This window comes from Streptomyces sp. NPDC032721, assembly GCF_055579625.1.
The window spans coordinates 1-25,347 of sequence record NZ_JBVIMX010000020.1 but is presented as its reverse complement, the minus strand read 5'-3'; the positions used below and the strand labels follow the sequence as shown (position 1 = coordinate 25,347).

Here is a 25,347-nt window from a genome sequence, read left to right as displayed (position 1 = left end):
TCAGCGACCCACCTCGCCGAGCCCCACCCTCTGGCTAGAGTGCGAGCTCGCCGATCACTTCGCCTTCACTGTCCTCCCCCGTGAGCCGGAAGCCGAGCCCCAGGTAGAACCCTCCGGGGCCGCCCTCCCCCGGATCCCAGGAGGCGACGAGGCGCGTGCCGCCACGGCGGCGTATCTCGTCGGCCACGGCGCCGACCGCGAACCGGCCGTATCCCCGCCCCTGTTCACCGGCGGCGACATTCAGCCGCCAGAGCCCGGACCGAAGGTCGGGCACGCCGTCACCGCCGTCGGCACTGCCCTCGCCCGTGGAGGGCTCCGCGAAGTCGACGTCGAAGAAAGCCATCAGAAAGGCGACGGGCCGCTCGCCGTCGAGCACCAGCCGGGGCCACGCCTGCTCCCCGTGTACGTACGCCTCGGCGAGGGACTTCACGACGGGCGCCACTAAATGAGCCTGGTCCGGCCGGACTTCCAGGGCGAGCGCGGCATCGAGGTTGTCGACGGTTATCTCCGCCAGACGAAGCGTGGGAATCATGCCGGAACCGTACGATGCCGAGCCGCGCGATCCGCGGGCGGCCCGGCCTCCGCCCGCCGCCCCACCCGGAAGCGGACAACGGGGTGACCGTCGGGGGTGACGGGGTGACGGGGTGGCAGGGTGACGTGGTATCCGACGGGGGCGGCGGGAGTCCGGGGCGTATCCATGCGGCAGGATGACGCTCGCGTCGGAGGCACGCCCGTGTCCCGGCGTGACCGCACAACCCGGAATGAGCAGGGACCAAGGTGACGACACCTCACATATGCCGCCCCCAGGGGTACTTCTCCCCCAGACCGTCGCGATGTGGCCATCGGCCGCACTCCGTGAGTCCCCGGGGGTCCCACTGATGGAGCGATCCCTCGAACTCAGCGATCTGATCTTCGCCGGAATCGCAGTGGCGGCCGGTTTCCTCGCGGCGGTCCTGCTGCGGATGGTCCTGCGCTGGCTGGGCGAGCGCGCCAGCCGCACCCGGTGGACCGGTGACGACGTCATCGTGGACGCCGTACGGACCCTCATCCCGGTCGCGGCGGTCTCGGCGGGCGTCGCCGTCGCCGCCGCCGTACTGCCGCTGACCGAGCGCACCGGGCAGAACGTCAACCGCGTACTGACCGCGATCCTGATCCTGGCGGGCACGGTCACGGCGGCCAGGATCACCACCGGCCTGGTGAAGTCCGTGGCGCAGTCGCGGTCCGGCGTGGCCGGGTCGGCGACCATCTTCGCCAACATCACGCGCGTGGTGGTGCTGGCCATGGGCTTCCTGGTGCTGCTCCAGACCCTCGGGGTCTCCATCGCCCCGCTGCTGACGGCACTGGGCGTGGGCGGTTTGGCCGTGGCCCTGGCTCTCCAGGACACGCTCGCCAATCTCTTCGCGGGCGTCCACATCCTGGCCTCCAAGACGGTCCGCCCCGGTGACTACATCCAGCTCAGCAGCGGTGAGGAGGGGTACGTCGTCGACATCAACTGGCGCAACACGGTCGTGCGCCAGCTCTCCAACAACCTCGTGATCATCCCGAACGTCCAGCTCGCCGGGACGAACATGACCAACTTCAGCCGCCCCGAGCAGGAGCTCCAGATCAACGTCCAGGTCGGGGTGTCGTACGACAGTGACCTGGTGCGGGTCGAGCAGGTGACGACGGAGGTCGTCGAGGAGGTGATGCGGGAGATCACCGGCGCGGTGCCCGAGCACGAGCCCGCCGTCCGCTTCCACACCTTCGGGGACTCCCGCATCGGTTTCACGGTGATCCTGGGGGTCGGGGAGTTCAGCGACCAGTACCGGATCAAACATGAGTTCATCAAGCGCCTGCACCAGCGGTACCTGGCGGAGGGCATCCGGGTGCCGGCCCCGGCGCGGAACGTGACCGTGGTGCAGGGCGAGCAGCCGGGCGGGCACCCGCAGGACGTCCTGGCCAAGGTGACGCCGGGCATCCCCCGGCAGCGGGGCGCCGCCGCGGCGGCTTCTCCTCCCCCGGAAGACGCTCCGGTCCGGCCGTCCTCCTGATCCGAGGGATCCGGGAGGAGGCGGTTCGGACTCACCCTCAGGGTGCGGTATTGTTCTCATGCGCGCTCAGCCAGGGGAAACCCCAGGTCAGCGCGCACCGGGACGTGGCGCAGCTTGGTAGCGCACTTGACTGGGGGTCAAGGGGTCGCAGGTTCAAATCCTGTCGTCCCGACCAGCGTTTTCGCAGGTCGGAGGCCGTATCAGAGAAATCTGATACGGCCTTTTCCGCGTTCTGTCGGTCGGCACCACAATGGTGGGCATGGACATGAAGCGGGACCGCGATGACGAAGGGCGGGCGCGCAATGCCCGCCCCCGCGACGGGCTCGGACGCCCGCTGCCGTACGGGACCCCCGGGGTGGAGCGGCAGCCGGAAGGCGTGGTGCGCTCCCCCGCCGAGACGGTGCGCGAGGCGCAGCGGCTGCTGGACGCGGGGATGCCGTTCCATGCGCACGAGGTCTTCGAGGACGCGTGGAAGTCGGGCCCCGAGGAGGAGGCCGCCCTGTGGCGGGCCATGGCGCAGCTGGCGGTCGGCCTGACGCATGCCGCGCGCGGGAACTCGGCGGGCGGCGCGAGGCTCCTGAGGCGGGGATCGGCGGGACTGACCGCGTACCGCTCCGCGCACCGGGCGCCGTCCCACGGCCTCGACCTCGCCGGCCTGGTCCGCTGGGCGGGCGGGCTGGCGGACCGGGTGGACGCGGGGGCCGTGGTGGACGCCTCACGCGAGGGGCCGGAGCTGGGCGGGGAGTGAGGGGCCCGCCCAGCCCAGTCCCGCCCAGCCCCCCGGCCCGGCGCCGGTGCGGTCAGTCGCCCGTGCGGTCACTCGGCGGTGAGGAGGACGACCTCCAGGGTGCGGGGGCCGTGGACGCCCTCCACCCGGTCCAGTTCGATGTCGCTCGTCGCCGACGGGCCCGAGATCCATGTCAGTGGGCGGGTCGGGTCCAGGCGGGGCATGGCCTGCGGCAGGGACGCGACGAGCTGTGCCGGGGTGCGGACCACGCAGAGGTGGTGGTCGGGGACCAGGGTGATGCGGCGGCGGCCCTGGTCGGGGCCGCCGTCCAGGACGATCGTGCCGGTCTCCGCGATGGCGAGCGCGCAGCCGGTGACCACGCTCTCCACCTCGTCGAGCTCGGCCGGGGTCAGGTCGGGACGGTCCTCGACCCGGGTGACGGCGGTCTCGGAGAGCCAGTGAGGGGGGAGTTGCGGCGGGACGAGGACCGAGGAGGAGCCGCGTTCGGCGAGCAGGCGGGCGAGGAGGGGGGCGAGGCCTCTCTCCGTGGTGCGGTGGACGATCGCCCGGTAGTCGGCGAGGTTCTCGTGGAGCAGGTCGAGGATCACCGCCGGGTCGTCGGGGGTGTGGCTGGTGGCGTACGCGCGGGTGACCGGCGGCACCTCGGGCGCGTCGGCGACGGCGTGACGGATACGGGCCAGGATCCGGTCGCGGCTGGTCGTACTCATGATGCGTGGGTCCTCTTCCACCAGTCGCGGAACGGTTCGGCCGGCATGTCGGGGAGGTCTCGGGTGTTGGTCCAGGCGGCGCCGCCGGGGAGCTGCTTGGGCAGCTTCCTGGGGTGGAGCTTGCGGGTGCGCGATGCGGTCCGTTCGGCCGCGGTCAGGGCCGCGGGGTGGTTGAGGACCCAGCCGGCCGCCTTGATCGCGGCCTTTTCCAGCCGGTGGCCCTTGCCGCCCTGGTCGGCGACCTTCTCGCGGAGGTGGACCAGTACCTCCGGGATGTCGATGGCCACCGGGCACACCTCGTAGCAGGCGCCGCAGAGCGAGGAGGCGAAGGGGAGGGAGGCGTCCAACTCCGTCGTCGTACCACGCAATTGGGGGGTGAGGATGGCGCCGATGGGGCCGGGGTAGACCGAGCCGTACGCGTGGCCGCCGGCCCGCTCGTACACCGGGCAGACGTTCAGGCAGGCCGAGCAGCGGATGCAGCGCAGGGTCTGGCGGCCGACCTCGTCGGCCAGGACGTCGGTGCGGCCGTTGTCGAGGAGTACCAGGTGGAAGGTCTGCGGTCCGTCGCCGTCCGTGGTACCGGTCCAGGTGCTGGTGTACGGGTTCATGCGCTCGGCGGTGGAGGAGCGCGGCAGGGTCTGGAGGAAGACTTCGAGGTCCTGCCAGCTGGCCACGGTCTTCTCGATGCCGACCACGGAGATCAGGGTTTCGGGCAGGGTCAGGCACATGCGGCCGTTGCCCTCCGATTCGACGACGACGAGGGTGCCGGTCTCGGCGACCATGAAGTTCGCGCCGGAGATGCCGACCTTGGCGCGCAGGAACTTCTCCCTGAGGTGGAGGCGGGCGGCGTCGGCGAGGTCCGCGGGGTTGTCGGTGAGGCCGTCGGGGGCCGGGCGGCCCCATTCGCTCATCGTGCGGGTGAAGATCTCGCGGATCTCGCCCCGGTTGCGGTGGATGGCCGGGACCAGGATGTGCGAGGGGCGGTCGTCGCCGAGCTGGACGATGAGCTCGGCGAGGTCGGTCTCGTAGGCGGCGATGCCCGCCGCCTCCAGGGCTTCGTTGAGGCCGATCTCCTGGGTGGCCATGGACTTGACCTTGACGACCTCGCGCTCGCCGGTCGCCCTGACCAGGTCGGTGACGATGCGGTTGGCCTCGGCCGCGTCGGCCGCCCAGTGGACGGTGCCGCCCGCCGCCGTGACGGCCTCCTCCAACTGGAGGAGGTGGGTGTCGAGGTGGCGCAGGGTGCGGTCCTTGAGCTGCTTGCCTGCTTCGCGCAGTTCAGCCCAATCGTCCAGCTCTGCAACTGCTTTGGCGCGTTTGTCGCGGATGGTGTGGGTGGCGTGCCGGAGATTGGCGCGCAGCGTCTCGTCCTGGACGGCGGTGCGGGCCGCCCGGGGGAAGGACGGCATGCCGAGGTACGTACCGCTCACAGCAGGGGCTCCTCTTCGGTGCTCGCCAGGATCTCGGCGAGGTGCAGCGCGCGCATCGGGGCCTCCTGGCGGCGGAGCATGCCGCCCAGGTGCATCAGACAGGAGTTGTCGGCACCGCACAGGAAGTCGGCTCCGGTGGAGGTGGCGTTACGGATCTTGTCCTCGCCCATCGCGGCGGAAACATCGGAGTTCTTCACGGCGAAGGTCCCGCCGAAGCCGCAGCACTCCTCGGCCCCCGGCAGCTCCTTCAGCTCCAGCCCCTTCACCGCTTCGAGCAGTTTGCGGGGGCGCTCACCGAGACCGAGCATGCGCAGTCCGTGACAGGACGGGTGGTAGGTCACGGTGTGCGGGAAGTACGCGCCGACGTCGGTCACCTTCAGTACGTCGACCAGGAACTCGGTCAGCTCGTACGTTCTGGGAACCAGCGATCCGGCGGCCCGCGAGAGGTCGGAGCCCCTGCCCTCCTTGGTCTGGAGCCGCCCGATCCGGGGATAGTTGTCGCGGATCATGGCCGCGCAGGAACCGGAGGGGGTGACCACGCAGTCATATCCCTCGAAGGCGGCGGCGGTCCTGCGGACGAGGGGTTCGGTGTCGCGGCGGTAGCCGGTGTTGTACTGCGGCTGCCCGCAGCAGGTCTGTGCGGCGGGGAAGTCGACGGTGACGCCGAGCCGCTCCAGGAGCTTGACCACGGCGACCCCGGTGGCCGGAAAGACTGCGTCATTGACGCAGGTGACGAAGAGTGCGACGCGCATAGGTCGGAGGATATGCGGGTGAGGGCCGTCCCGATAGGGCGGCGATCAAGATCGCACGGCCTTGATCGATCAAGGTCGGCCAGGGCGGCCGGAGGGGGGGCGGATCCGCTGTACGGCCCACCGCGACTCACCTGGGAGGGCGAAATAAGGGCGACGGACTCCGACCAGGGGGAGACATGTCACCCGGGGGTACCCTTGGGGATTCAACTCGCCCCGTGGGGCGCCCCGCACACCGGGTCGTCACGCTGCCGGGAGGGCTCCTCGTACGACGGGGCCGGACCGGGGCGACAAGAGTGGCTCAGGTCACTTTGGAAAAGGCGTAACGAAACAGCGCGGGCGCGCGATGAACCGACAGGTGCCGTCGCGCAGCCGGCCTTCCTGCTCCACCAAGAGGCCGGCTGCGGCCTCGCTCCCGCCATCACACTTGTATTTTTCGCTACGAGAGGCTCTTCGTGTCGCTCAGTCCGTCCCGCCCGTTCCCACAGGAGATCGCCGAATCGCCGTCCTTGGTCTCGCTCATCGAGCGCGGCCGGGACCAGGGCCACATCAATGGCGACGACGTTCGCCATGCCTTCGAAGCGGACAGCATCCCCGTCGATCAGTGGAAGCGGGTCCTGCGCAGCCTGAACCAGGTCCTCGACGAAGAGGGTGTGACGCTGATGGTGACGGCGGCCGCTGCCGCCAAGCCCGCGAAGGCCGCCAAGCGCGCCCCGCGGAAGACCGCTGCCGCGACCGGTGAGGCCAAGCCCGCCGCGAAGCGCACCGTGGCCAAGAAGGCCGCCGTCAAGAAGACGACGACCGCCGCCAAGGCCGCCGTCGCCGAGACCGTGAGCGCCGCTCCGGACGACGAGCTCGACGAGACGTCGGCCTCGGCCGCCGCGGACAAGCCCGCTCCGAAGAAGCGCGCCACCAAGAAGACCGCGGCGAAGAAGACCGCGGCGAAGAAGCAGACGGACGAGTGGGCGGGTGACGGCGAGGAGGAAGAGGAGACCCCCAAGCCCGGCACCGCCGGTTACGTCCTGTCCGACGAGGACGAGGACGACGCGCCGCCGCAGCAGGTCGCGGTCGCCGGCGCCACCGCCGACCCGGTCAAGGACTACCTCAAGCTCATCGGCAAGGTGCCGCTCCTCAACGCCGAGCAGGAGGTGGAGCTGGCCAAGCGCATCGAGGCCGGTCTCTTCTCCGAGCACAAGCTGGAGGACGAGGAAGGCGCGGGCGACGGCGAGCTCACCCCGCAGTTCCGTCGCGAGCTGGAGATCCTGGTCGAGGACGGCCGCCGCGCCAAGAACCACCTCCTGGAGGCCAACCTCCGTCTCGTGGTCTCCCTCGCCAAGCGCTACACCGGCCGCGGCATGCTCTTCCTGGACCTCATCCAGGAGGGCAACGTCGGTCTGATCCGCGCGGTCGAGAAGTTCGACTACACCAAGGGCTTCAAGTTCTCGACGTACGCGACGTGGTGGATCCGCCAGGCGATCACCCGCGCCATGGCCGACCAGGCCCGCACCATCCGTATCCCGGTGCACATGGTCGAGGTCATCAACAAGCTGGCCCGCGTCCAGCGCCAGATGCTCCAGGACCTGGGCCGCGAGCCCACCCCGGAGGAGCTGGCCAAGGAACTCGACATGACCCCCGAGAAGGTCATCGAGGTCCAGAAGTACGGCCGTGAGCCCATCTCGCTGCATACGCCCCTCGGTGAGGAGGGCGACAGCGAGTTCGGTGACCTCATCGAGGACTCGGAGGCCGTGGTTCCGGCCGACGCGGTCAGCTTCACCTTCCTCCAGGAGCAGCTGCACTCGGTCCTGGACACCCTCTCCGAGCGCGAGGCGGGCGTCGTCTCGATGCGCTTCGGTCTGGCGGACGGCCAGCCCAAGACGCTGGACGAGATTGGCAAGGTCTACGGGGTGACGCGTGAGCGCATCCGTCAGATCGAGTCCAAGACGATGTCGAAGCTGCGTCACCCGTCGCGCTCGCAGGTGCTGCGCGACTACCTGGACTAGAACCGGCCCGGCTGCTCGGCCGGGAAGGACAGGTGCAGTGCCTGGGGCGAGCGGTGGATCAGAGTGGGTCGCATGACGGCCCGCTGGTCCGCCGCTCGCCCCAGGCGCATGTCCGCCAGGGCCACACCGGGAAGCCTGCGGCTGAACAGCTCCAGGGTGATGCGGAGTTGGGCGCGCCCGAGCTGGGAGCCCGGGCAGCCGTGGGTGCCGTGGCCGAAGCCGACGTGGCGGGCCTGGTCGTGGCGGGCGATGTCGAAGGTGTCGGGGTCCCGGTGCTGGTGCGGGTCGCGGTTGGCGGATCCGTACGCGACGAACACGGCGGTGCCGGGGGGAAGTTCGGTGCCGGAGAGGGTCACCGTACGGGTGGTGAGGCGGCGGAAGCCCTGGAGCGGCGTGTCGTGACGGACGGCCTCGTCGACCGCGGCCGGGATCCGGTCCGGTTCCGCGCACAGCAGCTCCCACTGGGCGCGGTCGCTCAGCAGGTGCAGGAACGCCGTGCCGATGAGCGCGGTGGTCGTGAGGTGCCCCGCGAGGAGCAGGTTCTGCAACTGGGAGACCATTTCGCCGCGCTGCTCGCGGGTGAGGTCGCCGGTGCCGGGAACCAGGGCGGCGGTCATGGTCGAGATGAGGTCGTCGCGGGGGTGGGCGCGGCGGTCGCGGACGTAGTTGTCCAGCAGGTGCTGGAGGGTGACGACGTCGCGGGCCGCGGCGGCCTGTTCCTCCTCCGGGAGGGGCCGGAACAGCATCTCCTCGGCACGCCGGCCGCCGTGCACGACGGTGCGGGCGTCGGCCTCGTCGATACCCAGGAGGCGGCAGACGACGTCACCGGGCAGCTTCTCGGCGTACTCCCCCATCAGCTCGACGTGCCCGTGCGGCGCGAAGGCGTCGAGGAGTTGCCCGGCGCGGGCGGTGGCGTACGGGAGGACGGCGTTGACCCGTGCCGTGGAGAGGCCGCGGTTGAGCGGGGCGCGGTAGTGGCGGTGGGTGTCGCCGTCGGAGGTGACGACGGTGCGGTGGCCACCGAGGCCCTTGGCGAGTTCGGCGAGGGCGGCGGGGCCGGGGTGGACGTCGGGGCGCAGGGAGTTGGCCGAGGAGAAGTCCTCGGGACGCCGGAGGACTTCGCGGACGTCCGCGTCCCGGGCGACGAGCCAGGCGTCCAGCTCCGGAACGAAGGTGAGGCCTTCGGCGGAGCGGGCTCGGGCGTAGTGGGGGTAGGGGTCGCGTTGCCAGGCGTCGAGGGCGCGGTGTTCGGCTAAGTCCACGGGATCATCGTGCCTGAGGGGGTGGAGGTTGCGGAAGGCCCTTTCGGGGGGAGAGGGGGCGGGGGGCCTGAGCTCGCCTCGGTGGGGGGTCCGCTGCGCGGGGGGGGCGCGGCCTCAGGCGTGGGCGGTACGTGGGGCGGGCTCCGCTGCGCGGGCTTCTCCCCTCCCCGCCCCTTCCCGAAGTTCCACAGTGCGTGTTCTAAGGGGAAACCCCCGTCCAGCCCTGTGCCGGACGGGGCGTTCTGCTGAGTGGGCGAGTAGGCTACAGAGCCCGCTCAAGCTCTGCCGGGAAGGGCCCGGGGACCAAGTTCGGCCGCGTGCTCCGGGCAGTCGTAGAGGGTCGTTCCGGGGCCGCTGGTGCTCTGTATCCACCGGACCGGCACGGGTGCGTCAGTGAGTCGGTGACAGCGGATGCACAGTGCGGGGGTGGGCTCGGGGGCGGGACGTGACCGGGACAGATGGGGGGTTACGCACCCATGGTGGCTTTCCACTGCCCACGGGAAAGGTGACAGACCCCATCGGGGGTGATGCGGACCTTCGCCCCGAGGAGCGGCAACCGCCCTTCCGCGTTCAAGCGATTCCGGATGCGCTCAAGGGATGTCCAGAGCCGGCGGGGCCCGCCCTGGTGGACGTCGGGCGGGTCGGTCCATTCGGCGGATGCTCGGGCCCATGATCCGTCGGGGTGGGCCAGGTATGCGGTGCGCTGCCGGTCGTGCTGTTCGTAGTGGAGTTCCACACCCGGTGTCGTGACTTCCAGCATGGAACGCAACTCCCACGCGTTCGCCAGGTCCACCACGGGATAGCGGCCCGTGCTTCGGTCGGCCCCCTTTTGGTCTGCTGCGAGGGCGAACAGCTCGGACAGTGCTGGCGGGTAGTCGTCTCCGGTCCGGGTGAGCATGAATCCGGCGGTGTCGCGTTCGACCACACCCACCACGTCCCCGCTGGTGTGTTTCCAGCCGGTGACGATCAACGACGTTCGGGCGAGGGTCGTTGCGATCCGGCCCCCCGGTTTGAGCGCGTCAAGGATCGGCCGTAATCCCGGGCCCGGAGTGAGAGCGACCGTGGACACGATGCGTTCATACGTGCCGGGTACGTGCTCGGTAGCGTCCGCTGTGACCATGTGCGGATGGTGGCCGAGCCGTGCGAGTCGTTCGCCGGCAACGGTGACTAGGTATGGGTCGACGTCGAGACTCGTTACGCGTGCATCACCGAGCCGGAAGCACGCGTAGGCGGTGAGCCCGCCGGCGCCGGTGCCCAAGTCGAGCAGCGGTAGCCCATTCCCGACACGTGCGTGTCTCAGCATCCGTACGACTAGGGCCTGTCTTCAATCGCGATCAAGTAGTCGGGTGGCTGCCGTCACAGACGGCAGCCACCGACCTCACCTTGCTGTAGCTGGGTCGGAGCTTGTGCAGATCCGGCTGCGGCCATACTTCGCGAGCATGTGGAAAACGGCCTTGGGCTCCCACGGCAGGTCCGGGTACGTGGTGCCGGTACGGCCGTCGGCGAGGACCTTGACCACACCGAAGGACGCCTTGTCGAAGTCGCGGTCCTCGTCTGCCGCGTGCGGGAGGTCGTAGCGGGCGAAGGTGTTGACGAAGGCCGCATCGAGTCCGGACGTCTCGTAGGTGCCGAGGAGTTCGCGGACGTAGTCGGCCTGTTCCTGTTCGTCGCGGACGACAGGGCTGACGAACCGCGCCGGCCTGGCGCGGTCGTCCCAGGCGATGACCGCGTCTCCCCGGCCCCCGACCTCGGCAGCCCCCCGGTAGGTGGTGCAGCCGAACTCCGTGACGGCCGCCGGTTTGCCGTGCGCGGTCAGTGCGCGGATGCCGTCGGCGAGCCGGTCAGCGGTCTGCGCGTCGCGGTATCCCGCGTCGGTTGCGACGATGTCGAACGGCGTCCAGTCGACGCCCTCGAACGGGAGCGAGGCGTACCCGATCCGGCCGCCGAAGCGGGCGCGTACCTCAGCGACCGCCGTACCGAGGAAGGCGTTGACCTGGGCCGGGAGCCCCGGCAGCGCGGCTCGCAGGCGCTGCGGGTCGGCGAGGACGGCGGCGCGTTCCTCGAAGTTCTCGCCGGGGAGCATGCCGATGGTGAACAGGGAGATCTCCGAGCCGGTGAGGAAGACGACCTCGGCACCCGTGCGTCGTATCCGTTCGGCGCGCTCGGCGCTGTCGGTGAGGAAGTCGAGGAGCTCTTCGGCGGTGAGGCCGTTGGTGAACGGCGAGTACCAGACTTCCAGTTGGGCCTCGGCCGCGTGGCGCGCCGCTGTCTCCAGCCGGTCGCGTTCGCCGCCGGTGATGCGTACGGCGTCGCAGCCCAGCTCCTCGCGGATGATCCGCATCTCGCGGCGGACGACGGCGGGGTCGAAGGGTTCGCGGGTGGTGGTTCCCGCGTTGGTGAAGCCGGTGTCGTAAGTGATGCCGAATGTGCGCACGACGCATGCTCTCCTCAAGATTTACGGTACGTTGAGTACCTTATTGGGTACGTGTCGTACCGTACATGCTGCGCAGAGTGCGACGCACGGGGAACCGGAAAGTACGATGCGTACCGTTGATCCAGCGGTACGAGGCTGAGCCAGCCGTACGGGGCGCGAGAGGGGACGGCCAGTGGCACGAGCCGGGAAGGAACCGCAGCAGGCCACGACGACGCGGCGACGCGGGGCCGAGCTGGAGGAGGCCATCCTGCGGGAGGCCGCCGAGGTGCTGAAGGAGTCCGGCGTTCCGGCCCTGACCATGGACGAGGTCGCCCGGCGGGCCGGGACGAACAAGAACGCGCTGTACCGACGCTGGCCCAACCGCGTTGCGCTCGGCGTGGCCGCCTACCGCCGACTGGCAGGGGAGCAGACCGCACCGCCCGACACCGGCACGCTGCGCGGCGACGTACTGGAAATGCTGCGGCGCACCAACAGCACCTGGGCATCGCCGTACGGGGAGATCCTGCGCGGTCTGATCGCGGCGGCCGGAAGCACTCCCGAGCTCCTGGCCGCACTGCGCGACCCGGCGGGCGGCGCGCACGAGGCGGCCTGGCTGACCCTGCTCGGGCGGGCGGTGGCGCGCGGTGAGGCTGCGCCCGAGGCGCTGCACCCCCGCGTCGCGTACGCGCCCATGGCGCTGCTCCGCAACGAGTACGTGATGCTCGGAGTCCCCACTGTGCCCGACGCCGTCCTCGCCGAGATCGTCGACGAAGTCTTTCTGCCTCTGGTCCATGGGCGGGGCTCTCACGGAGGCACATCAGCCATCCACGGCCCGCGCCAGTCATGATCACGCAGTGGGGCGGAGGCTGCGGAGCCAGATCATCGCCCCCCGCAGATGGAGCCCGGCAAGGTAACTCTCGGGCGTCTTGTCGTAGCGCGTAGCCAGACCGCGCCACGCCTTAATCTTGTTGATGCAGCGTTCCACGGTGTTGCGGTCTTTATAGAGCACGGCGTCGTGCGCGACCGGCCTGCCGCCCCGGCGGCCCCTCTTGATGCGGTTGGCGGTCTGGTCGCTCTTCTCCGGGATGACGGCCTTGATGTTCCGTTTGCGCAGGTGCGCGCGGTTGCCGCGAGAGCTGTACGCCTTGTCGCCAGCGACTGCGGCAGGTCGAGTGCGGGGGCGTCCGACGGGACCGCGGACCTTGATCTCGTCCAGGACCGGGATGAAGTGGGGGCTGTCGGCCGCCTGCCCCTCGGTCAGGACGAAGGAGAGCGGGCGGCAGCGAATACCGGAGGCGAGGTGGACCTTGCTGGTCAGGCCGCCCCGCGAGCGTCCCAACCGGGCCGCCTTGAGGCGGGCCTTCCGTCTGTGCCGCGCCCGCCGGCGCTCTTCATGATCCGGACCAAGCTCACTCTCCACATCGGCAACCTGCGGCTTTTGTTCTTTCCGGCGACCCCCTTTGCCCTCCCGGTCTCCTCAGCCAGACAGGCGAGGACCTCCTCGCTGACCCGCATGCCGGCCGCATCGTGATGGGCACGGGCCACTGTGGAATCCACGCTGACCAGGGACAGATCCACTTGTCCTCGCCGGGCTGCCTCGGCGATCATGCCGTCCATCAAGGCCCGGAAGACGCCTAGGTCGCGCCATTGGACGAAGCGGTTGTAGACGGTCTGCCAGGCACCGAACTCCGGCGGCATCTCCCGCCACTGGCTGCCCGAACGGAATTTCCAGAGCACGCCCTCGAACTGCTCCCGCAGACGTTCTGGATACGGCCCGTACCTGCCAATCGGCAGGTACGGCTCAATCAACTGCCACTCGTCATCCGTAAGTTCCCTACGCGCCATACCGGGCTTCTACCAGCCCGCAGACAGCCATCGGAAGACGCGTCCCGCATCTTGATCACGACTCGAGGCAGGCCCTAGGGCCGGGTCCGTGGCGGATGACGTCGGCAGCCCCTCGGGGTGCTCGTCGGGCTCTGCGTGATCGGCGTGCAGCGTGCCCACCCGAGTAATGGCGGAACGGTCCCCGTAGGCGGTGCGCATCCAGGACTCGGGGTCTTGCGTTCCGTCCCGAACCGTCCACCGCCCCTTCTCGTCGCGTTCCCACCAGCGCGGGACCAGCAAGTGACAGGGGGTGCGTGCGACAGGGGCGAGCCACCGCGAATCCGGGTCGGCCACCCGGTTCGCGAGGGTGCTTGCCCTGGTCTGCCAATCCATCGGACTGCCTTTCGGTCTAGTACTTGGGGTCGCATGCTTCGGTATTTGCGGGGTCACAGTCGCTGGAGTCGTCGGGCGTGCATCCGGCGCGCGGGGTGGGGATGCTTGACGAGAGTTCTGCCCACTGCGGGCCCGCGAGCAGATCGGCGAGCCGCGTGTTCCGTACGTTGCCCGCCGGGAAGTCCCGCGAGAGCACGGACCCGGCTAGATCGCCGTTGGGCAGGATGGCAGCGCGCCCACGTGTGCAGTTGCCGCACATCTCGTCCAGCGTTGCGGTCTGTCCGGGGAGCCGAGCACGCCCCACCGCGCGTACCCGGTCGGTGTTGATCTGCGTGACGCCCATGGACTCCAACTCGGCACGGGCTTCAGCGACCCGCTGCCCCGGCAGGATGTCCACGATTCCGACCCGGACCGTGGTTCCCCGGTTCACGGCTTCCCGGATGTGGCACCGGGTACGGACGTAGCTTCCGGGTCCTGCCCGTGATCCGGTCGTGTTCCTCGGGGTCGTCGCTGTAGTAGCTCGTCCCCAGGGTGATGCCGTCCCGTTCGAACAGGTCTCACCATGTGGGCTTGACGGTGAACAGGTTCGAGTACACCTCTACGTGCAGCCCAAGGGAAAGTCCGAGTTCGGCGAACTCGCGCCATTGCGGGTGAACGGTCGGTTCACCCCCGATGAGCTGGACGGTGCGGATGCCGAGTGCGGCAGCATCCACGATGGCACCACGCCAGTCCACGGGGGTCATGGTGCCGTGTGTAGCTTGCGGGCTGGACTCCGACAGGCAGTGCATACAAGCAAGTTGACATTTCCCTGTGATCTCCAGTTCAAGGGACCGGATACCTGCGAACGGTTTCACGGGCGGAGCAATGAGCGTGGTCATGGTGCACGTACCTCCCTGTAGCGAGGGTCTGGTGGTGCGGTGCATGGGCTCCGTCCGGCTGCCGACCGTACGCAGACAAGAGGGCAGCCGGACGGTTCTCCGCGCCGGTCCCGGATGGAGTCCGGAGCGTTGGACTCAGACCGGGGCGGAGGGTCCAAGGGGGCGAGTCAAGCTCTCGTAGGGCGCGGATCAGCCCGAGAACAGAACCGGTGTCCTTACCGAGCTTGAACAGCTCTTGCAGCTCGTCGCCCTCGGGGTCGTCCAGTTCCCACGTGCAGGGTCCGGGGTGTCCGGCGAACATGCCGCACCCGTTCACACCGTCCGGGCTCTCCCCGAAGCAGTTCGGCTTGACCAGGACGACGTACGGCGGAAGCTCGTCGGTCCACCGGGCCCATACCTCTTTGTCGTCTGCTTCCTCGATCTCGCACGCGTGCGCCCAGCGATCGGGCTCGGTGTGCTCCCCGAGGACACCGTTTCCACTGGCCGTGATGGCTCGGGCGACGGGACGCCTACCGGGATGACGGACAGTTCGTAAGTGGTGGCGTCGTCGCGTGCCGCGAACGCGATGCGGTGCCCCTGGTCGAGCTGGATCACGGCGTTTCCTTGCCGCAGGACGTCCCGGGACCAGCCGCGTAGGGCCGTGGGCGCGTCGGGGACGTCGGGAGCAACCACGTACAGGGCGGGAAGCGGTACAGCAGTGGTCGGCAAGTCCGGGTCGAGCCGATCGGCCACCCATCGAGCCCGTTCCCGAAGCCACTGACAGGCGAGGATCGGAGAGGATGCCTGGTGCTCCCCGAGGGAGATTTCAACAGGCTGCCCGTTCGCGGAGCCGTGCGCGGTGACGGTGCACCGGAAGGTTCCGGCGAAGAGGAGTAAGCGAGGGCGTTCCGTCATGGCGTACCGCCCGATCTTGTCGGGACGATGGCGCACGCCGACCCATCGGCCGGGACCAGTTCGACGTACCGCGCCAACACACTTCGGAAGCGCGTGTGCCGGTCTGCTTGGCGTGGTCAACTTGCCACGCTCTCAAGTCGGAAAGATCGCAACAGAGCGGCGAAGCTGCCCCACAGTCGATGTTCTCGCCCGTCACGCAGACCGACTTGAATTCCGGCTCCGCGCTCTCGTCCTCTTGGAACCGGTAGGTCACGTAGCGCAAGACGCTGCGGGTACTCATCCGAGTCCCCCGAACATCCGGCGGCGCGCGTTGTACTCGGCAACCCGCACGCCCAACTCGTCCGGCACGCTCGCCGGCTCGTCGGCCTGGTCGTCGTCCTCGGGGGTGGTGCTGTCTACAGGCACGGTTTCGACATACAGAGCCCCGTCGGCTCCGTGCTCCGCCACGAGTTCCGCGAGCCTTGCCCGCGCTGCGCTTCTCACTGGTCGTGTCCCCTCGCTCCGTTGCGCGGTGGACCGTCAGCGTTGTCCGTAGCTGCGGCGCCGACTAGGGGCATCCCTAGGGGCAAGTGACCTCACAACGCGCCGAGTTCAAGAGCCAGGGGCAGTCCTAGGGGCAAGATGAACCCATGGACATTGGGGAGCTGATCAGAGACCTACGCCGAGCGCGCGGATGGTCGCAAGGTCGGCTAGCGTCTGCGATTAACGACGCCTTCAGGACCAATCTTGATCGGGAGTACATCAGCCGGTGGGAACGTTCCAAGATTGAACCCGGCGGGTTCTACCTTCGGGCGTTGTCGGCAGTGCTGGACGCACCCCTAGCTGTCCTGGAGAACGCGTTGGATCGGCGTACCTTCCTTACCGATGTTGCGGGCGCTGCGATAGCCCCTGTGGTGGCCTCTGACCTGTTGTCGCATGGCTTTTCCGCCCGGCTGTCAGGTGGACCGTCCGTTGACGAGTGGGAGGGAAAACTAGCCACGTACGGCACTGACTACATGTCGTTGGGGGCAGCCGATATCCAGCGTCGCGTCTCCGGCGAGATGGTGGTGGTGCAACAGCAACTTGATCAACCACGGCTCTGGTCCGTTGCCGCACGCCTGATGACTCTGTACGCAAAAACGTTTCCAGGGTCAGACGGATCAAGAGCCGTTCACTGGTACCGGATGGCTGCCCGCGCTGCCGACGAGTCGGGAGATGTCGACGCACGAGTCTGGGTACGTGGTCGGGCCGCTATCGCGTTGGGCTACGAGGGTGCCTCTTTGGGCGTGGCGGACGTGTTCGCCGATCAGGCCATGGCCATCACTGACCGGCCGTCGTTGGGGCTCCTAAACGCGATCTACGGCAAAGCCCATGCGGCTGCACTGCGGGGCGACACGGTCACAGCGGTACGGCTTGCGGAGCAAGGGCAGCGTGTCTTCGACGCGGCAGGGTCCTACGACCAGACCTCTGACTATTCGGTGCCCTGGTGGCGGCTCAACGTGTTCAGGTCGCTGTTGCTGGCACGTCTGGGGGACGAGAAGGGGGCAGTAGCCGCACAGGATGCCTCACAGGCAGAGCTACCGGAGAGCCTGCCTAGGTTCGCAACCCACTTGGAGATGCACCGAGGGCTGATGCTGGCACGGTCAGGCGATACGGCCGGGGGCGTGGCGTACGCACAAGCGGCATTGGATGCGCTGCCCCCAGAAAAACACTCTTTGACGCTGCGCATGCTCATGGAGGAAATCCGCGCCTAACCCCACACCCAGGGACCCCGCCATTCCCTTGCGTCCCCGGGTGGCGGGGTCTGCTGTCGTCGTCCTGGTGCAGCTCGTCACGCCGCTACGGGCACCAGCTCGGGCCAGTAGACGAACGGGGCGTCCGACGTGCACAGCGGACGCAGATGCTCGAACGCATCCGGATTCACCACGCCCCGAGCGAGCAACTGCCGTCGACTCAAAGGGAAGTGATCGGCCACGGTCGCAGTGCGAGAGCAGAGCACGCACCACGGGTTCGCATACAGGAACGCCTTACGGACTCGCTGCCACCGGGTCGTGCAGACAACGCCACCGCGTGACGCTCGAGCCTTGCCGGCTTCCTTCTCATGAGCGGGGCAGCGTCCGCCCGTGGTCAGCTCGGGGCACCCCGGGACAGAGCACGGGGGCGGGGCTTACGCGGCATGGGGGCACCTCCGACAAAGCAGGTACGAAAAAGCCCCGGTGACCGACCGGGGCTCGTACAGCGCACTACGACTGCTTAGCGTGGGAACGATGTGTGTGAATCACGCCAATCAGCGAAATTTATCGCGCGATTCTCGATCTAAGCTGTGAATCGCACCTAACCTGTTTTCTCCCATACCGTTACGGTGACATTGACTCGCTGCGAATCGGCATCGATACGATCCAGGGTCGCGAGTGCAACACGTCTCCCCGAGTCTGTCACAAGACACACGCTGCGGCCATTGGGCACCGTCACTTCTGCGAGGCCCTGCGTGTCCACTAAATCCGAACACTCCTGGGCATTCAAGGAATCCCCCGACGGTGCCACTGCGTAAGTATTGCCGTTAAGTTTTGCATTTTTGCTTGAAGTCACTTCAGCTATGGTGATGTCACCGTAAAGTGCATTCACCTGAGCCGGAACGGGGTCCAAGTCTGCGCCGAGGTCTCCAACGGAAACTAAAAGAGACCCCTGCCAACGGATCGAAGAATCTTCCTGTGGTGACGGGCTCGGCGACCCGTCGGTGGGCGCCGCCCCTTTAGGGGCCTCGGCAGTGACTGTGACTGTTGCTGTCACGGTGGGAGCGCTAGGCGAAGTTACGCCTGCTGCGGGTAGTGCCAGAAAACCCAAGGCGACTCCCGAAACCCCTACGAGGGTGTTGATTAGAACTGTGACGGATTGCCACCAGGGTGTTTTGGGTGGCGTCAGCGGCGTGTGGGGTGTAGGTGGCGCGGCGGGCATAGGCGGTTGTTGGGACATGGATTTCCCCCCTGAAGTGCACGTGCGCCCATGCTGCCCCCGGCCTGATAGCCGTCACCCCCCGCCAACCCATTTTGTTACGAATGGGCTGCACCGATTGCCTCTGTCTGGAGTTCCGCATCAAAAAAGCGACAACTTAAGCTTTGCGTGCTTCACTAACCCGCATCTTTTGACCCCCGAACTCCGTACGCGTCTTGAGCCGGTGGCAGCCGTGGCACAACACCTGAACGTTGCCCGCTACGTCCTCGTCCCCGAGGGACAGCGGACGAACGTGGTCGACGTCGACGGCATCCGCCGGGAAGTCGTCCAAGCACCAGTCACACCACGCGTGACCCCGTGCCTGTAGCCGCTTCCGCAGAGCCGCAGCACCCGCATGCCGCTGTGCCGAGCGCTTGCGCTGCCGGTGACGGGAGCGAACCGCGGAACGCTGTTCGTACGCCTGGTGGTGTGTGTGGCAGCGTCCCCGGTGCGTTGCAAGCTCGGTGCAGTCGGAACAGCGCGTCATGTCGGCCCCCAAAGGTTCGTGGCGGGCGTCTTCATGCCCTTGGGCATCGGACCCGTGGGTACTGGCATGTTGCTTATCCGGTCGCCCGTTGTCGTGACGGTCAAACTGAATCTGTCCGAAGATGACGGTCTTCTAGAAGCTCGTCATCCGGATGCGATTGCATCTCGTCCTGGTGCTCGTCCTCGCCAGCGCCGCAGCGGGACCGGACACGGTGGGGACTGCACCGCCGTTTCCCCCCTCCCGCGAGCCTGGCTCAAAGGATGGGTCGGACAGTCGGGCAGTCCCCGCGCTCCGCACGGCCGTAGTCGGCGTGTGCAGAGCTACTAGCGAGAGACAGGCCCTCGGTCCGCCGTGTTCCCCCGATGGGTGGGTGCGCGGTAACCGTCTCTCTGGCGCCCCAGTAGTAGGGACCGAAGGTTTCCCGCGCTCCGTTGGAGGGTGTTTGCCTACGAACCGGAGCGATGACGGGATGACGTTCACGGTGCCGTGCTGGGTTCCTTTCTATTTTTTATACGTGATCTGAAAAATAGGTTCTAACCGTCACTCCGTCACCCTCCCTCGCTGTCCAGGGCAGCCCGGAGACGGGCATGGGAAAGCCCCGGCGGTCACAGGAACTACCGGGGCTGGTCGGCGCGGCCGTACTGCATTCCAGGACGAACCTGTAAGGCACCGTGCCTACCCCGCACGCCCATGTTGGTACGGGGTCACACAAGCCTATAGGCGGAACGTGGGGCACCAGAGAGCCCCGGCCCAGTCGCACGGACCACACGGGGCTCTCAGAACGGCCATGGGCGCGTTACGCGGCGACCAGTTCGCGGGCAGCGTTGACCAGCCGCACACTTGCCCCCACGGTCGGCTCGTCTCCGCGCACTGCGGACGCAAGCGCCGTTGCCACCCCTTCGACTTCTTCAAATGGCGGGCTCTAGGTCTCCGGTGATGGTGAACTCCACCCGTCGGGTGTCGAGCTTGCGCCATCCTCCCTTCTGCCCGCGCTTCACCATGAGGCGTGCCCCGGAGGTGACGAGCAGTGCGCGCCGTTCGGCGGTGTCGCCCTGGTGCCAGTCGTCGGCGTACGTGCGCCCCGTGGGTGTGGCTTCGCGGCGGGGCTCGGTCTTCTCCCGGGATTCGAGTTCGGCCAAGCGGTTGTCGAGTGCGTCCGCGCGGCGCTGCCATGCTGCCTTGCCCGCGTTGGACTTGGCCCGCCCCTCTTGCTGGTGGTGCTCGTCCAGCTCGGCGACGGTGGCAGCGATTTCGGGTGCGGGGTCGTACCCGGGTATCTCGGTGACGCGGGTGATCTGCACGGATCCGGCGGCACGCAGGAACTCGGCGGTCACGTAGTCGTCGACCCACGTGGCACGGACGGTGTCGGGGGCGGGGCAGTGTGTCCCGTGCTTGTAGGAGGAGCAGTGATAGTTGCCCGACGACTTGTTGAGGTACATCCGGCTGCCGCACCCGTCGCAGTGGATGACCCGCAGCAGCAGCGCGGACGTGTCGGGGCGCTCGGGAACCTTCTCGGCAGTGGGCTTGCCGCTCTCGGCGGTGGGCTCGGCGGGCAGGAGCGAACCAATGTGGTCGAACTCTTCGCGGGAGAGGATCGGGGTTTCGGCTGCCATAACGGGGTTGCCCTGGTCGTCCCGCACGGGAACCCCCTTGGACACCTTCCACCCCATGAGCGCGGGGTTCGCGAGCAACCGCCCGATGGTCTGCGCACGCCACTGCGCGGGCTTCTTCGCCGACTCGGCCCTTTCGACCGTGCCCCCGGTCACTTCGGCTCTCTTCTGTGCCTGCCGTGCTGCCCAGTAGGCGGACGGGGACAGCACACCGTCCGCATTGAGGATCTGAGCGATGCGGTGCAGGGTCTTGCCCGCCACCAACAGCGCGATGATTCGCCCGATCACGGCAACAGCCACGGGGTCCGGGGCGAGGGTCCAACCGACCCCACCGTGTTCGGCAGGCATCGGGACAGGCATGTACCCGAAGAGGGGGCGACCTCCACCGCGCCACCGCAAGGGCATCTTCCGCATTGCTGCCTGAGCCCCGGTTACCCTCTCACTGGTGCTCTGCGTCTCCACCTGCGCCGCAAAAGCCAACATCATCATCATGAGCTCGGCCATGGGGCTCATGGGCTTGGTGGAAGTCGAACTCAAGCCGACTCCCGCCAAGCCCCTCGGCGAATACCAACAGCTTGCGGTGTTCCTTCGCCCACTTGGCAAGCTCATGCATGTCGGCCATGGACCGAATGGCACGGTCGAAGCGCCACCAGACCAACGCGTCGAACTCGTTGGGGCGGGCAAGCCACTTCCCGAGTTCGAGGCGGTCGAACGGGCCGATCTTGGACGCGCTCACGTCCAGGTCGACGGCTTCGCGGAGCTGGTCACCGGAGCCGAAGTCAATGCCGAGAGCGGCGGCGGCCATGTCGCCTGCTTCGCGCTGCCGCTCGGGGCTGGTGGTCTCGTCGGTACGGACCGAGAGGCGGATGCGTCGGACCCCCCGCAGCGTCTCAAGGGCCCCTGCAAGCGGGGAACGGGGAACAGTGTTCATATCCCCTGCAGGGACCGAGGGGGTTCCGCTACCCGGCCTGAACAGTACGTTTGCCACCATGACGACGACTCCAGAAGTCCTACTCTGGAACCGTCGGGGCTTCCCGAAACTGGGGCGCTGCCCCAGACCCCGGCCCATACGGCCGGGCGGGGGTGGGTGAGCTTCTAGGGAAGGGGCGGGGAGGGGCGTCCCACGGCCCGCCGCAGGCGCGGCACCGCTCGACGCGGCCGGGCCGCGCAGCGGGAAGGGCGTGTGCCCCGGGGTCGGGGCGTTTGGCGGGGCCTCGGACGGTCAGGGTGTGGGCGTTGTGCGGCCGTAGACCTCGATTTCGGCCGTGTTCAGCTCCACCGGCTTTTCGTTTGCCAGCCAGATCCTGACGTATCGCGCCTTCACCGTCGTCTTCACCGAGCTCGGACTCAGCGCCTGAGCCGTCTCGTGGTGGCTCCACACCCCGGGGGCGGCCAGGGCCTCCTTCAGAGTGGCAGGGAAGGGGGTGGGCGAGGCCAGGACGTAGTAGTCCTTGGTGCGGTCCGCGCAGCAGTCGGTGCGGTTGTAGACGTCGATACGTTCCAGGGACGCCACCGCGCCGAGGTCGACCTGCCACCACGGCTGGGCCTCCTTGCCGCCCGTGGTGGCGATGTCGTGGCGGTCGCCGTTCACCGCCTTCGCCGCGCCGAAGGGGACCGTGCCGTCGTCCCAGACGTAGTCGGAGACCTGGGTGGCTGCCTTGCCCCTGGCCAGTTCACGCAGGGGCGGCAGGCCCTTGGATTCGTCGTGCGCGGCCTGGACCTTGGTGACGAAGTCCTCGATGAAGGGATCGCCCAGCCGGACCCGGCCGAGTTGGTGGTGTTCCTTGGGGTCGACGGTGATCCTCGCCGCCGCTCCGGCCCGCGCGTCCATCTCCTTGCGGGCCGCCTCGGCTGCTGCCGCGTCACCGCGCCCGATGGCCGTCAGCGCGTCGAGCCCGTACGACATGGACTGTCCCCAGAGCTTCGTGGCGTCCAGCCAGTTCGAGGCGTCGCTGAGGAAGAGCTTGTCCGGCAGGCCTCGGCGGAGGACGTCCGGGAGGCCGGCGATCTCCTTGACCGCAGGGCGGAACGCGCGGATCGCGCCGCGCGGGTCGGTGGCGTACCGCTGCCAGAAGGCGGTGGTCTTCGGGCCGAAGACCGGGGACTGCGGCTGCCAGGGCGTGGTGCCGAAGGTGGGGGCCAGGTGGTTGAGGTCGACGAAGGTCTGCACGGTGTCGGCCAGTCGCGCGTTGCCGCCGGCCAGGTGGAGGGCTGCCTGACGGGCGGAGCGGGTGCGGTCGTAACCCCGGTCGTTCCAGGCGAAGTCGGACATGGTGAAGACGGCGGGCTTGCTCGCGGCTTCCTGGTTCATGGGGTTGGAGATGAGGCCGGTGAGGTGGTCGGAGAGACCGGGCTCGCGCTTGTCGTACGGGGCGAGGAGGAGGCGTCCGGCGGTGCGGCCGAAGTCGTTGACGGGGTAGTTGTCCCAGACGAAGACCTTGCGGCCGAAGAGCTCGGAGGCCTTCTCGGCCTGGTCGACGGTGATGGCGGGCGGCACGACGTCCGTGCCCGTCCACATCACCTCGACCGGCTTGTCGAGGGTCGCGCGCAGGATCTGCTTGTACGGGGAGTCCTTGAGGTCGCCGTACTCGGTGGGCACCATCTTCAGCGGCTTCATGCCGGGGTGGGTGGCGACGAAGTCCTTCTGGAGCGTGTTGAGCAGGCTCACCTGCGCCTTGGCGGCGGCCGCCTGGCCGGGGGCACCGTATGCCGCCTTGTCGGCGTCGCAGTTCCACTTGGTGTAGCTGATGTCGTCGAGCGGGACCGAGACGGTGCGTACGCCCAGGTCGTACATGGCCTGGAGCTTGGCGGTCAGGGCCTTGGTGTCGGTGGGGTCCGAGTAGCAGATGGAGGCGCCGGGCGAAACGGCGAAGGTGAAGCGGACGTGGTTGGCGGTGGCTCGCTTCACGAGTTCGCCCAGCTCGGCGAAGGTGTCGGCCGGGTAGGGCTCGCGCCACTTCTCGCGGTGGTAGGGGTCGTCCTTGGGGGCGTAGACGTAGGTGTTGGACTTGACCTGGCCGAGGAAGTCCATGTGGTCGAGGCGTTCGGCGCGGGTCCAGGGCGGGCCGTAGAAGCCTTCGATGGAGCCGCGCAGGGGCATGGAGGGGTGGTCGGAGACGGAGGCGGCGACCAGCAGGCGGGCCTTGGGCCGGAAAAGCTGTCTCAGGGTCTGTACGGCGTAGTACTGGCCGGTGGCGTCCGTGCCGCCGAGCGCGACGGTGGCGCGACTCACGCGCAGTGCGTAGGCCTCGGCGTGCTGCGGGACCGTGGTGCCGGTCAGGGCCCTGGTGATGTCGGGGCGGGTGGCAGGGCCCAGCAGGATGCTCAACCGTGCGTGGGTGGAGGGTCTTTCGCGGACGTCCACGTGGCGGACGCCCTGGGCGCGGAGCGTTTCCGTGAGGAGCGTGCGGGCCGCCGGGTCCGTGTCCTTGCCGACGATCAGCTCCACCCGGGCCGGGACAACGATGTCAGAGACGGTGGTTCGGGTGATGCTCTGGGGGGTTGGGGAGACGGTGGGGAGGGGGGAGGGTGACTGGCCAGAGATGGTGGGAGCGGCGGGGGTTGGTTGTGGGGCGGCTGCGGTGGCGGTGGCGGTGGCGGCCGGGGCGGTGAGGGTCAGCGATCCGATCGCGAGGGTCAGGGCCAGGGCGCGGGCGCTACTGCGACTGCGGCTGCGGGAGCGAGTACGGGCTATGGGGGCATGCGGCCTCCAGTGCCGGGCGGGGTGCGGAGGTACGGAGGTGCGGAGATACGGAGGTGCCGGGCGGGGGTGTTGGGGTTTGGGGGGTCGTGAGGGGATGTGGGGGTTCCTTTGAACTCCGGGACAGCGTCCGGCACTTGGTGAGGGCCCGTCAAGACCACGGGGCACTCGCGTCACATCGTCCGACCGCGTTCCGCACGGGCCCCGGCATCACGAACGCGCAAAGGGCTGTTACGGAACAGCTCCTCCGGCGGCGGCGCCCACCCCGAGGGACAAAAGGTCCTGACGCGTCAATTCCCTTTCATCGAGCACGAGTTCAGGGCAGGTAGGTGTATAGCGCCCTGAACCCATGAGTAACCTCTATGCCCGGATAGATGCGGACTACAGCGGAGAGATACACCCGTATCCGCATTGGGTAACACCTTCACCCGGCCGCTCCCCCACCCCCTGGCGAGGGTTCACAGTGAGGGTTCTCCCCGGCAGCACGCCGCGCCGGGGGTCCGCAGCACCCCGTCAACGTCCCGGCCAGGGGCGGACGGGCAGCACCCAGGGGGGTTCTCCATGTCCACAGTTCGCAGTCGTCACGGCCGCCGGATCGCCGCCGCGGTCCTCACCGCCGGTACCGTCGTCGGCATCACCGCACTGCCGGCAGCGGCCGCCGCACCCGCCGCACCGGCCGCTGCCGCGCAGGCCGCCAAGGCTCCGCGTCCGACGATCATCATCGGGCAGGTCCAGTACAACAGCCCCGGTTACGACGACGGTTCCAACCGCAGCCTGAACGGCGAGTGGGTCCAGATCCGCAACCTCGGCCGCCACGCGGTCAACCTGCGCAACTACTCCCTCACCGACCGCCAGGGCAAGCGCTACTACTTCCACAACCTGCGCCTCCAGGGCCGCTCCAGCGTGAAGGTCCACACCGGTTACGGCCGTGACGGGTACGGCCACGTCTACCAGGACCGCAGCCGTTACGTGTGGGACAACTACAGCGACACCGCGACCCTCCGCAACAGCCACGGCCGCGTGATCGACCGCGTCTCGTGGGGCCGCCACTGACATCCGCGACATCCGCCCGCGCGGGCATACGGAGCGGGCATACGGAAGGGGGGGGGGGGGGAGGGGGGGGGGGGGGGGGGGGCCCCCCCCCCCCCCCCCCCCCCCGCCCCCCGGCACCCCCAATCCGCCTGGGTCGTCTGCCTGTTGCGCGGGATGCTGGCCGCCGGGCTCGGGCTCGGGACGTTCGCCGTGGTGGTCA

20 protein-coding genes, 1 tRNA gene and 1 pseudogene are annotated in these 25,347 nt (G+C 68.6%); 7 read left to right on the top strand and 15 right to left on the bottom strand.

Features of this window, described 5'->3' with window-relative positions; translation table 11 throughout:
• Nucleotides 1-34 precede the first annotated feature (34 nt).
• The gene (locus tag ACZ5PB_RS33455) at nucleotides 35-532 is read right to left on the bottom strand and encodes a GNAT family N-acetyltransferase (RefSeq protein ID WP_468696434.1); all 498 of its coding nucleotides are present in this window, start codon (nucleotides 530-532) and stop codon (nucleotides 35-37) included.
• A 346-nt stretch (nucleotides 533-878) separates the two neighbouring features.
• Here ACZ5PB_RS33455 and ACZ5PB_RS33450 point away from each other — a divergent pair, with 346 nt between their 5' ends.
• The 3 genes from ACZ5PB_RS33450 to ACZ5PB_RS33440 all read left to right on the top strand — a co-directional run bounded on the left by ACZ5PB_RS33450 (nucleotide 879) and on the right by ACZ5PB_RS33440 (nucleotide 2,778).
• On the top strand, nucleotides 879-2,030 hold the full coding sequence (locus ACZ5PB_RS33450) for a mechanosensitive ion channel family protein (protein ID WP_468696433.1): 1,152 nt from the start codon (nucleotides 879-881) through the stop codon (nucleotides 2,028-2,030).
• Between the two features lie 98 nt (nucleotides 2,031-2,128).
• Nucleotides 2,129-2,205: transfer RNA gene (locus ACZ5PB_RS33445), tRNA-Pro, on the top strand.
• Nucleotides 2,206-2,289: 84 nt separating this feature from the next.
• Entirely contained in the window at nucleotides 2,290-2,778 is a 489-nt protein-coding gene (locus tag ACZ5PB_RS33440) for a DUF309 domain-containing protein (RefSeq protein ID WP_468696432.1), read from the top strand.
• 68 nt (nucleotides 2,779-2,846) lie between these two features.
• On the opposite strand, the gene ACZ5PB_RS33435 is transcribed toward ACZ5PB_RS33440, so the two are convergent.
• The 3 genes from ACZ5PB_RS33435 to ACZ5PB_RS33425 are packed head-to-tail and all read right to left on the bottom strand — an operon-like array spanning nucleotide 2,847 to nucleotide 5,667.
• The gene (locus ACZ5PB_RS33435; RefSeq protein ID WP_468696431.1) at nucleotides 2,847-3,485 is read right to left on the bottom strand and encodes a LutC/YkgG family protein; all 639 of its coding nucleotides are present in this window, start codon (nucleotides 3,483-3,485) and stop codon (nucleotides 2,847-2,849) included.
• Nucleotides 3,482-4,915 (bottom strand): LutB/LldF family L-lactate oxidation iron-sulfur protein, encoded by a 1,434-nt coding sequence (locus ACZ5PB_RS33430; RefSeq protein WP_468696428.1) that lies wholly within the window; start codon nucleotides 4,913-4,915, stop codon nucleotides 3,482-3,484. Before ACZ5PB_RS33430 ends, ACZ5PB_RS33435 begins: the two co-directional genes overlap by 4 nt.
• Nucleotides 4,912-5,667, bottom strand: a complete 756-nt coding sequence (locus tag ACZ5PB_RS33425; protein WP_468696425.1) for a (Fe-S)-binding protein — start codon at nucleotides 5,665-5,667, stop codon at nucleotides 4,912-4,914. The genes ACZ5PB_RS33430 and ACZ5PB_RS33425 overlap by 4 nt, the downstream gene beginning before the upstream one ends.
• 452 nt (nucleotides 5,668-6,119) lie before the next feature.
• Here ACZ5PB_RS33425 and ACZ5PB_RS33420 point away from each other — a divergent pair, with 452 nt between their 5' ends.
• Nucleotides 6,120-7,664 (top strand): RNA polymerase sigma factor, encoded by a 1,545-nt coding sequence (locus tag ACZ5PB_RS33420; protein ID WP_468696424.1) that lies wholly within the window; start codon nucleotides 6,120-6,122, stop codon nucleotides 7,662-7,664.
• On the opposite strand, the gene ACZ5PB_RS33415 is transcribed toward ACZ5PB_RS33420, so the two are convergent.
• The 3 genes from ACZ5PB_RS33415 to ACZ5PB_RS33405 form a co-directional block, all read right to left on the bottom strand.
• Nucleotides 7,661-8,926 (bottom strand): cytochrome P450, encoded by a 1,266-nt coding sequence (locus ACZ5PB_RS33415; RefSeq protein ID WP_468696422.1) that lies wholly within the window; start codon nucleotides 8,924-8,926, stop codon nucleotides 7,661-7,663. The two genes, ACZ5PB_RS33420 and ACZ5PB_RS33415, sit on opposite strands and share 4 nt — an antisense overlap.
• Nucleotides 8,927-9,392: 466 nt before the next feature.
• Complete coding sequence (locus ACZ5PB_RS33410) at nucleotides 9,393-10,229, bottom strand: methyltransferase domain-containing protein (RefSeq protein ID WP_468696421.1); 837 nt, start codon at nucleotides 10,227-10,229, stop codon at nucleotides 9,393-9,395.
• A 75-nt stretch (nucleotides 10,230-10,304) separates the two neighbouring features.
• On the bottom strand, nucleotides 10,305-11,360 hold the full coding sequence (locus ACZ5PB_RS33405; protein WP_468696420.1) for a hypothetical protein: 1,056 nt from the start codon (nucleotides 11,358-11,360) through the stop codon (nucleotides 10,305-10,307).
• Nucleotides 11,361-11,532: 172 nt separating this feature from the next.
• Here ACZ5PB_RS33405 and ACZ5PB_RS33400 point away from each other — a divergent pair, with 172 nt between their 5' ends.
• A complete protein-coding gene (locus tag ACZ5PB_RS33400; protein WP_468696419.1) occupies nucleotides 11,533-12,186 on the top strand; it encodes a TetR/AcrR family transcriptional regulator in 654 nt (217 codons plus the stop codon).
• Here ACZ5PB_RS33400 and ACZ5PB_RS33395 read toward each other — a convergent pair.
• From ACZ5PB_RS33395 to ACZ5PB_RS33380, 4 genes and pseudogenes are all read right to left on the bottom strand, one after another.
• Nucleotides 12,187-13,184 (bottom strand): annotated as a pseudogene (locus tag ACZ5PB_RS33395) (IS5 family transposase).
• Nucleotides 13,185-13,572: 388 nt separating this feature from the next.
• Nucleotides 13,573-13,986, bottom strand: a complete 414-nt coding sequence (locus tag ACZ5PB_RS33390; protein ID WP_468696418.1) for a hypothetical protein — start codon at nucleotides 13,984-13,986, stop codon at nucleotides 13,573-13,575.
• Nucleotides 13,987-14,113: 127 nt separating this feature from the next.
• Entirely contained in the window at nucleotides 14,114-14,434 is a 321-nt protein-coding gene (locus ACZ5PB_RS33385) for a radical SAM protein (protein ID WP_468696417.1), read from the bottom strand.
• A 1,170-nt stretch (nucleotides 14,435-15,604) separates the two neighbouring features.
• A complete protein-coding gene (locus ACZ5PB_RS33380) occupies nucleotides 15,605-15,733 on the bottom strand; it encodes a hypothetical protein (RefSeq protein ID WP_468696415.1) in 129 nt (42 codons plus the stop codon).
• A 224-nt stretch (nucleotides 15,734-15,957) separates the two neighbouring features.
• Here ACZ5PB_RS33380 and ACZ5PB_RS33375 point away from each other — a divergent pair, with 224 nt between their 5' ends.
• A complete protein-coding gene (locus tag ACZ5PB_RS33375) occupies nucleotides 15,958-17,061 on the top strand; it encodes a helix-turn-helix domain-containing protein (RefSeq protein ID WP_468696413.1) in 1,104 nt (367 codons plus the stop codon).
• Between the two features lie 1,355 nt (nucleotides 17,062-18,416).
• Here ACZ5PB_RS33375 and ACZ5PB_RS33370 read toward each other — a convergent pair.
• From ACZ5PB_RS33370 to ACZ5PB_RS33355, 4 genes are all read right to left on the bottom strand, one after another.
• On the bottom strand, nucleotides 18,417-18,785 hold the full coding sequence (locus tag ACZ5PB_RS33370; protein ID WP_468696411.1) for an HNH endonuclease: 369 nt from the start codon (nucleotides 18,783-18,785) through the stop codon (nucleotides 18,417-18,419).
• 908 nt (nucleotides 18,786-19,693) lie between these two features.
• Nucleotides 19,694-20,683, bottom strand: a complete 990-nt coding sequence (locus ACZ5PB_RS33365; RefSeq protein WP_468696409.1) for a recombinase family protein — start codon at nucleotides 20,681-20,683, stop codon at nucleotides 19,694-19,696.
• 151 nt (nucleotides 20,684-20,834) lie between these two features.
• Nucleotides 20,835-21,326, bottom strand: coding sequence for a recombinase family protein (locus ACZ5PB_RS33360; protein ID WP_468696407.1), 492 nt, complete (start codon nucleotides 21,324-21,326; stop codon nucleotides 20,835-20,837).
• A 291-nt stretch (nucleotides 21,327-21,617) separates the two neighbouring features.
• Nucleotides 21,618-24,263, bottom strand: coding sequence for a beta-N-acetylglucosaminidase domain-containing protein (locus ACZ5PB_RS33355; RefSeq protein WP_468696406.1), 2,646 nt, complete (start codon nucleotides 24,261-24,263; stop codon nucleotides 21,618-21,620).
• 393 nt (nucleotides 24,264-24,656) lie between these two features.
• Here ACZ5PB_RS33355 and ACZ5PB_RS33350 point away from each other — a divergent pair, with 393 nt between their 5' ends.
• Entirely contained in the window at nucleotides 24,657-25,148 is a 492-nt protein-coding gene (locus tag ACZ5PB_RS33350) for a lamin tail domain-containing protein (RefSeq protein WP_468696404.1), read from the top strand.
• The last annotated feature ends 199 nt before the right edge of the window (nucleotides 25,149-25,347 follow it).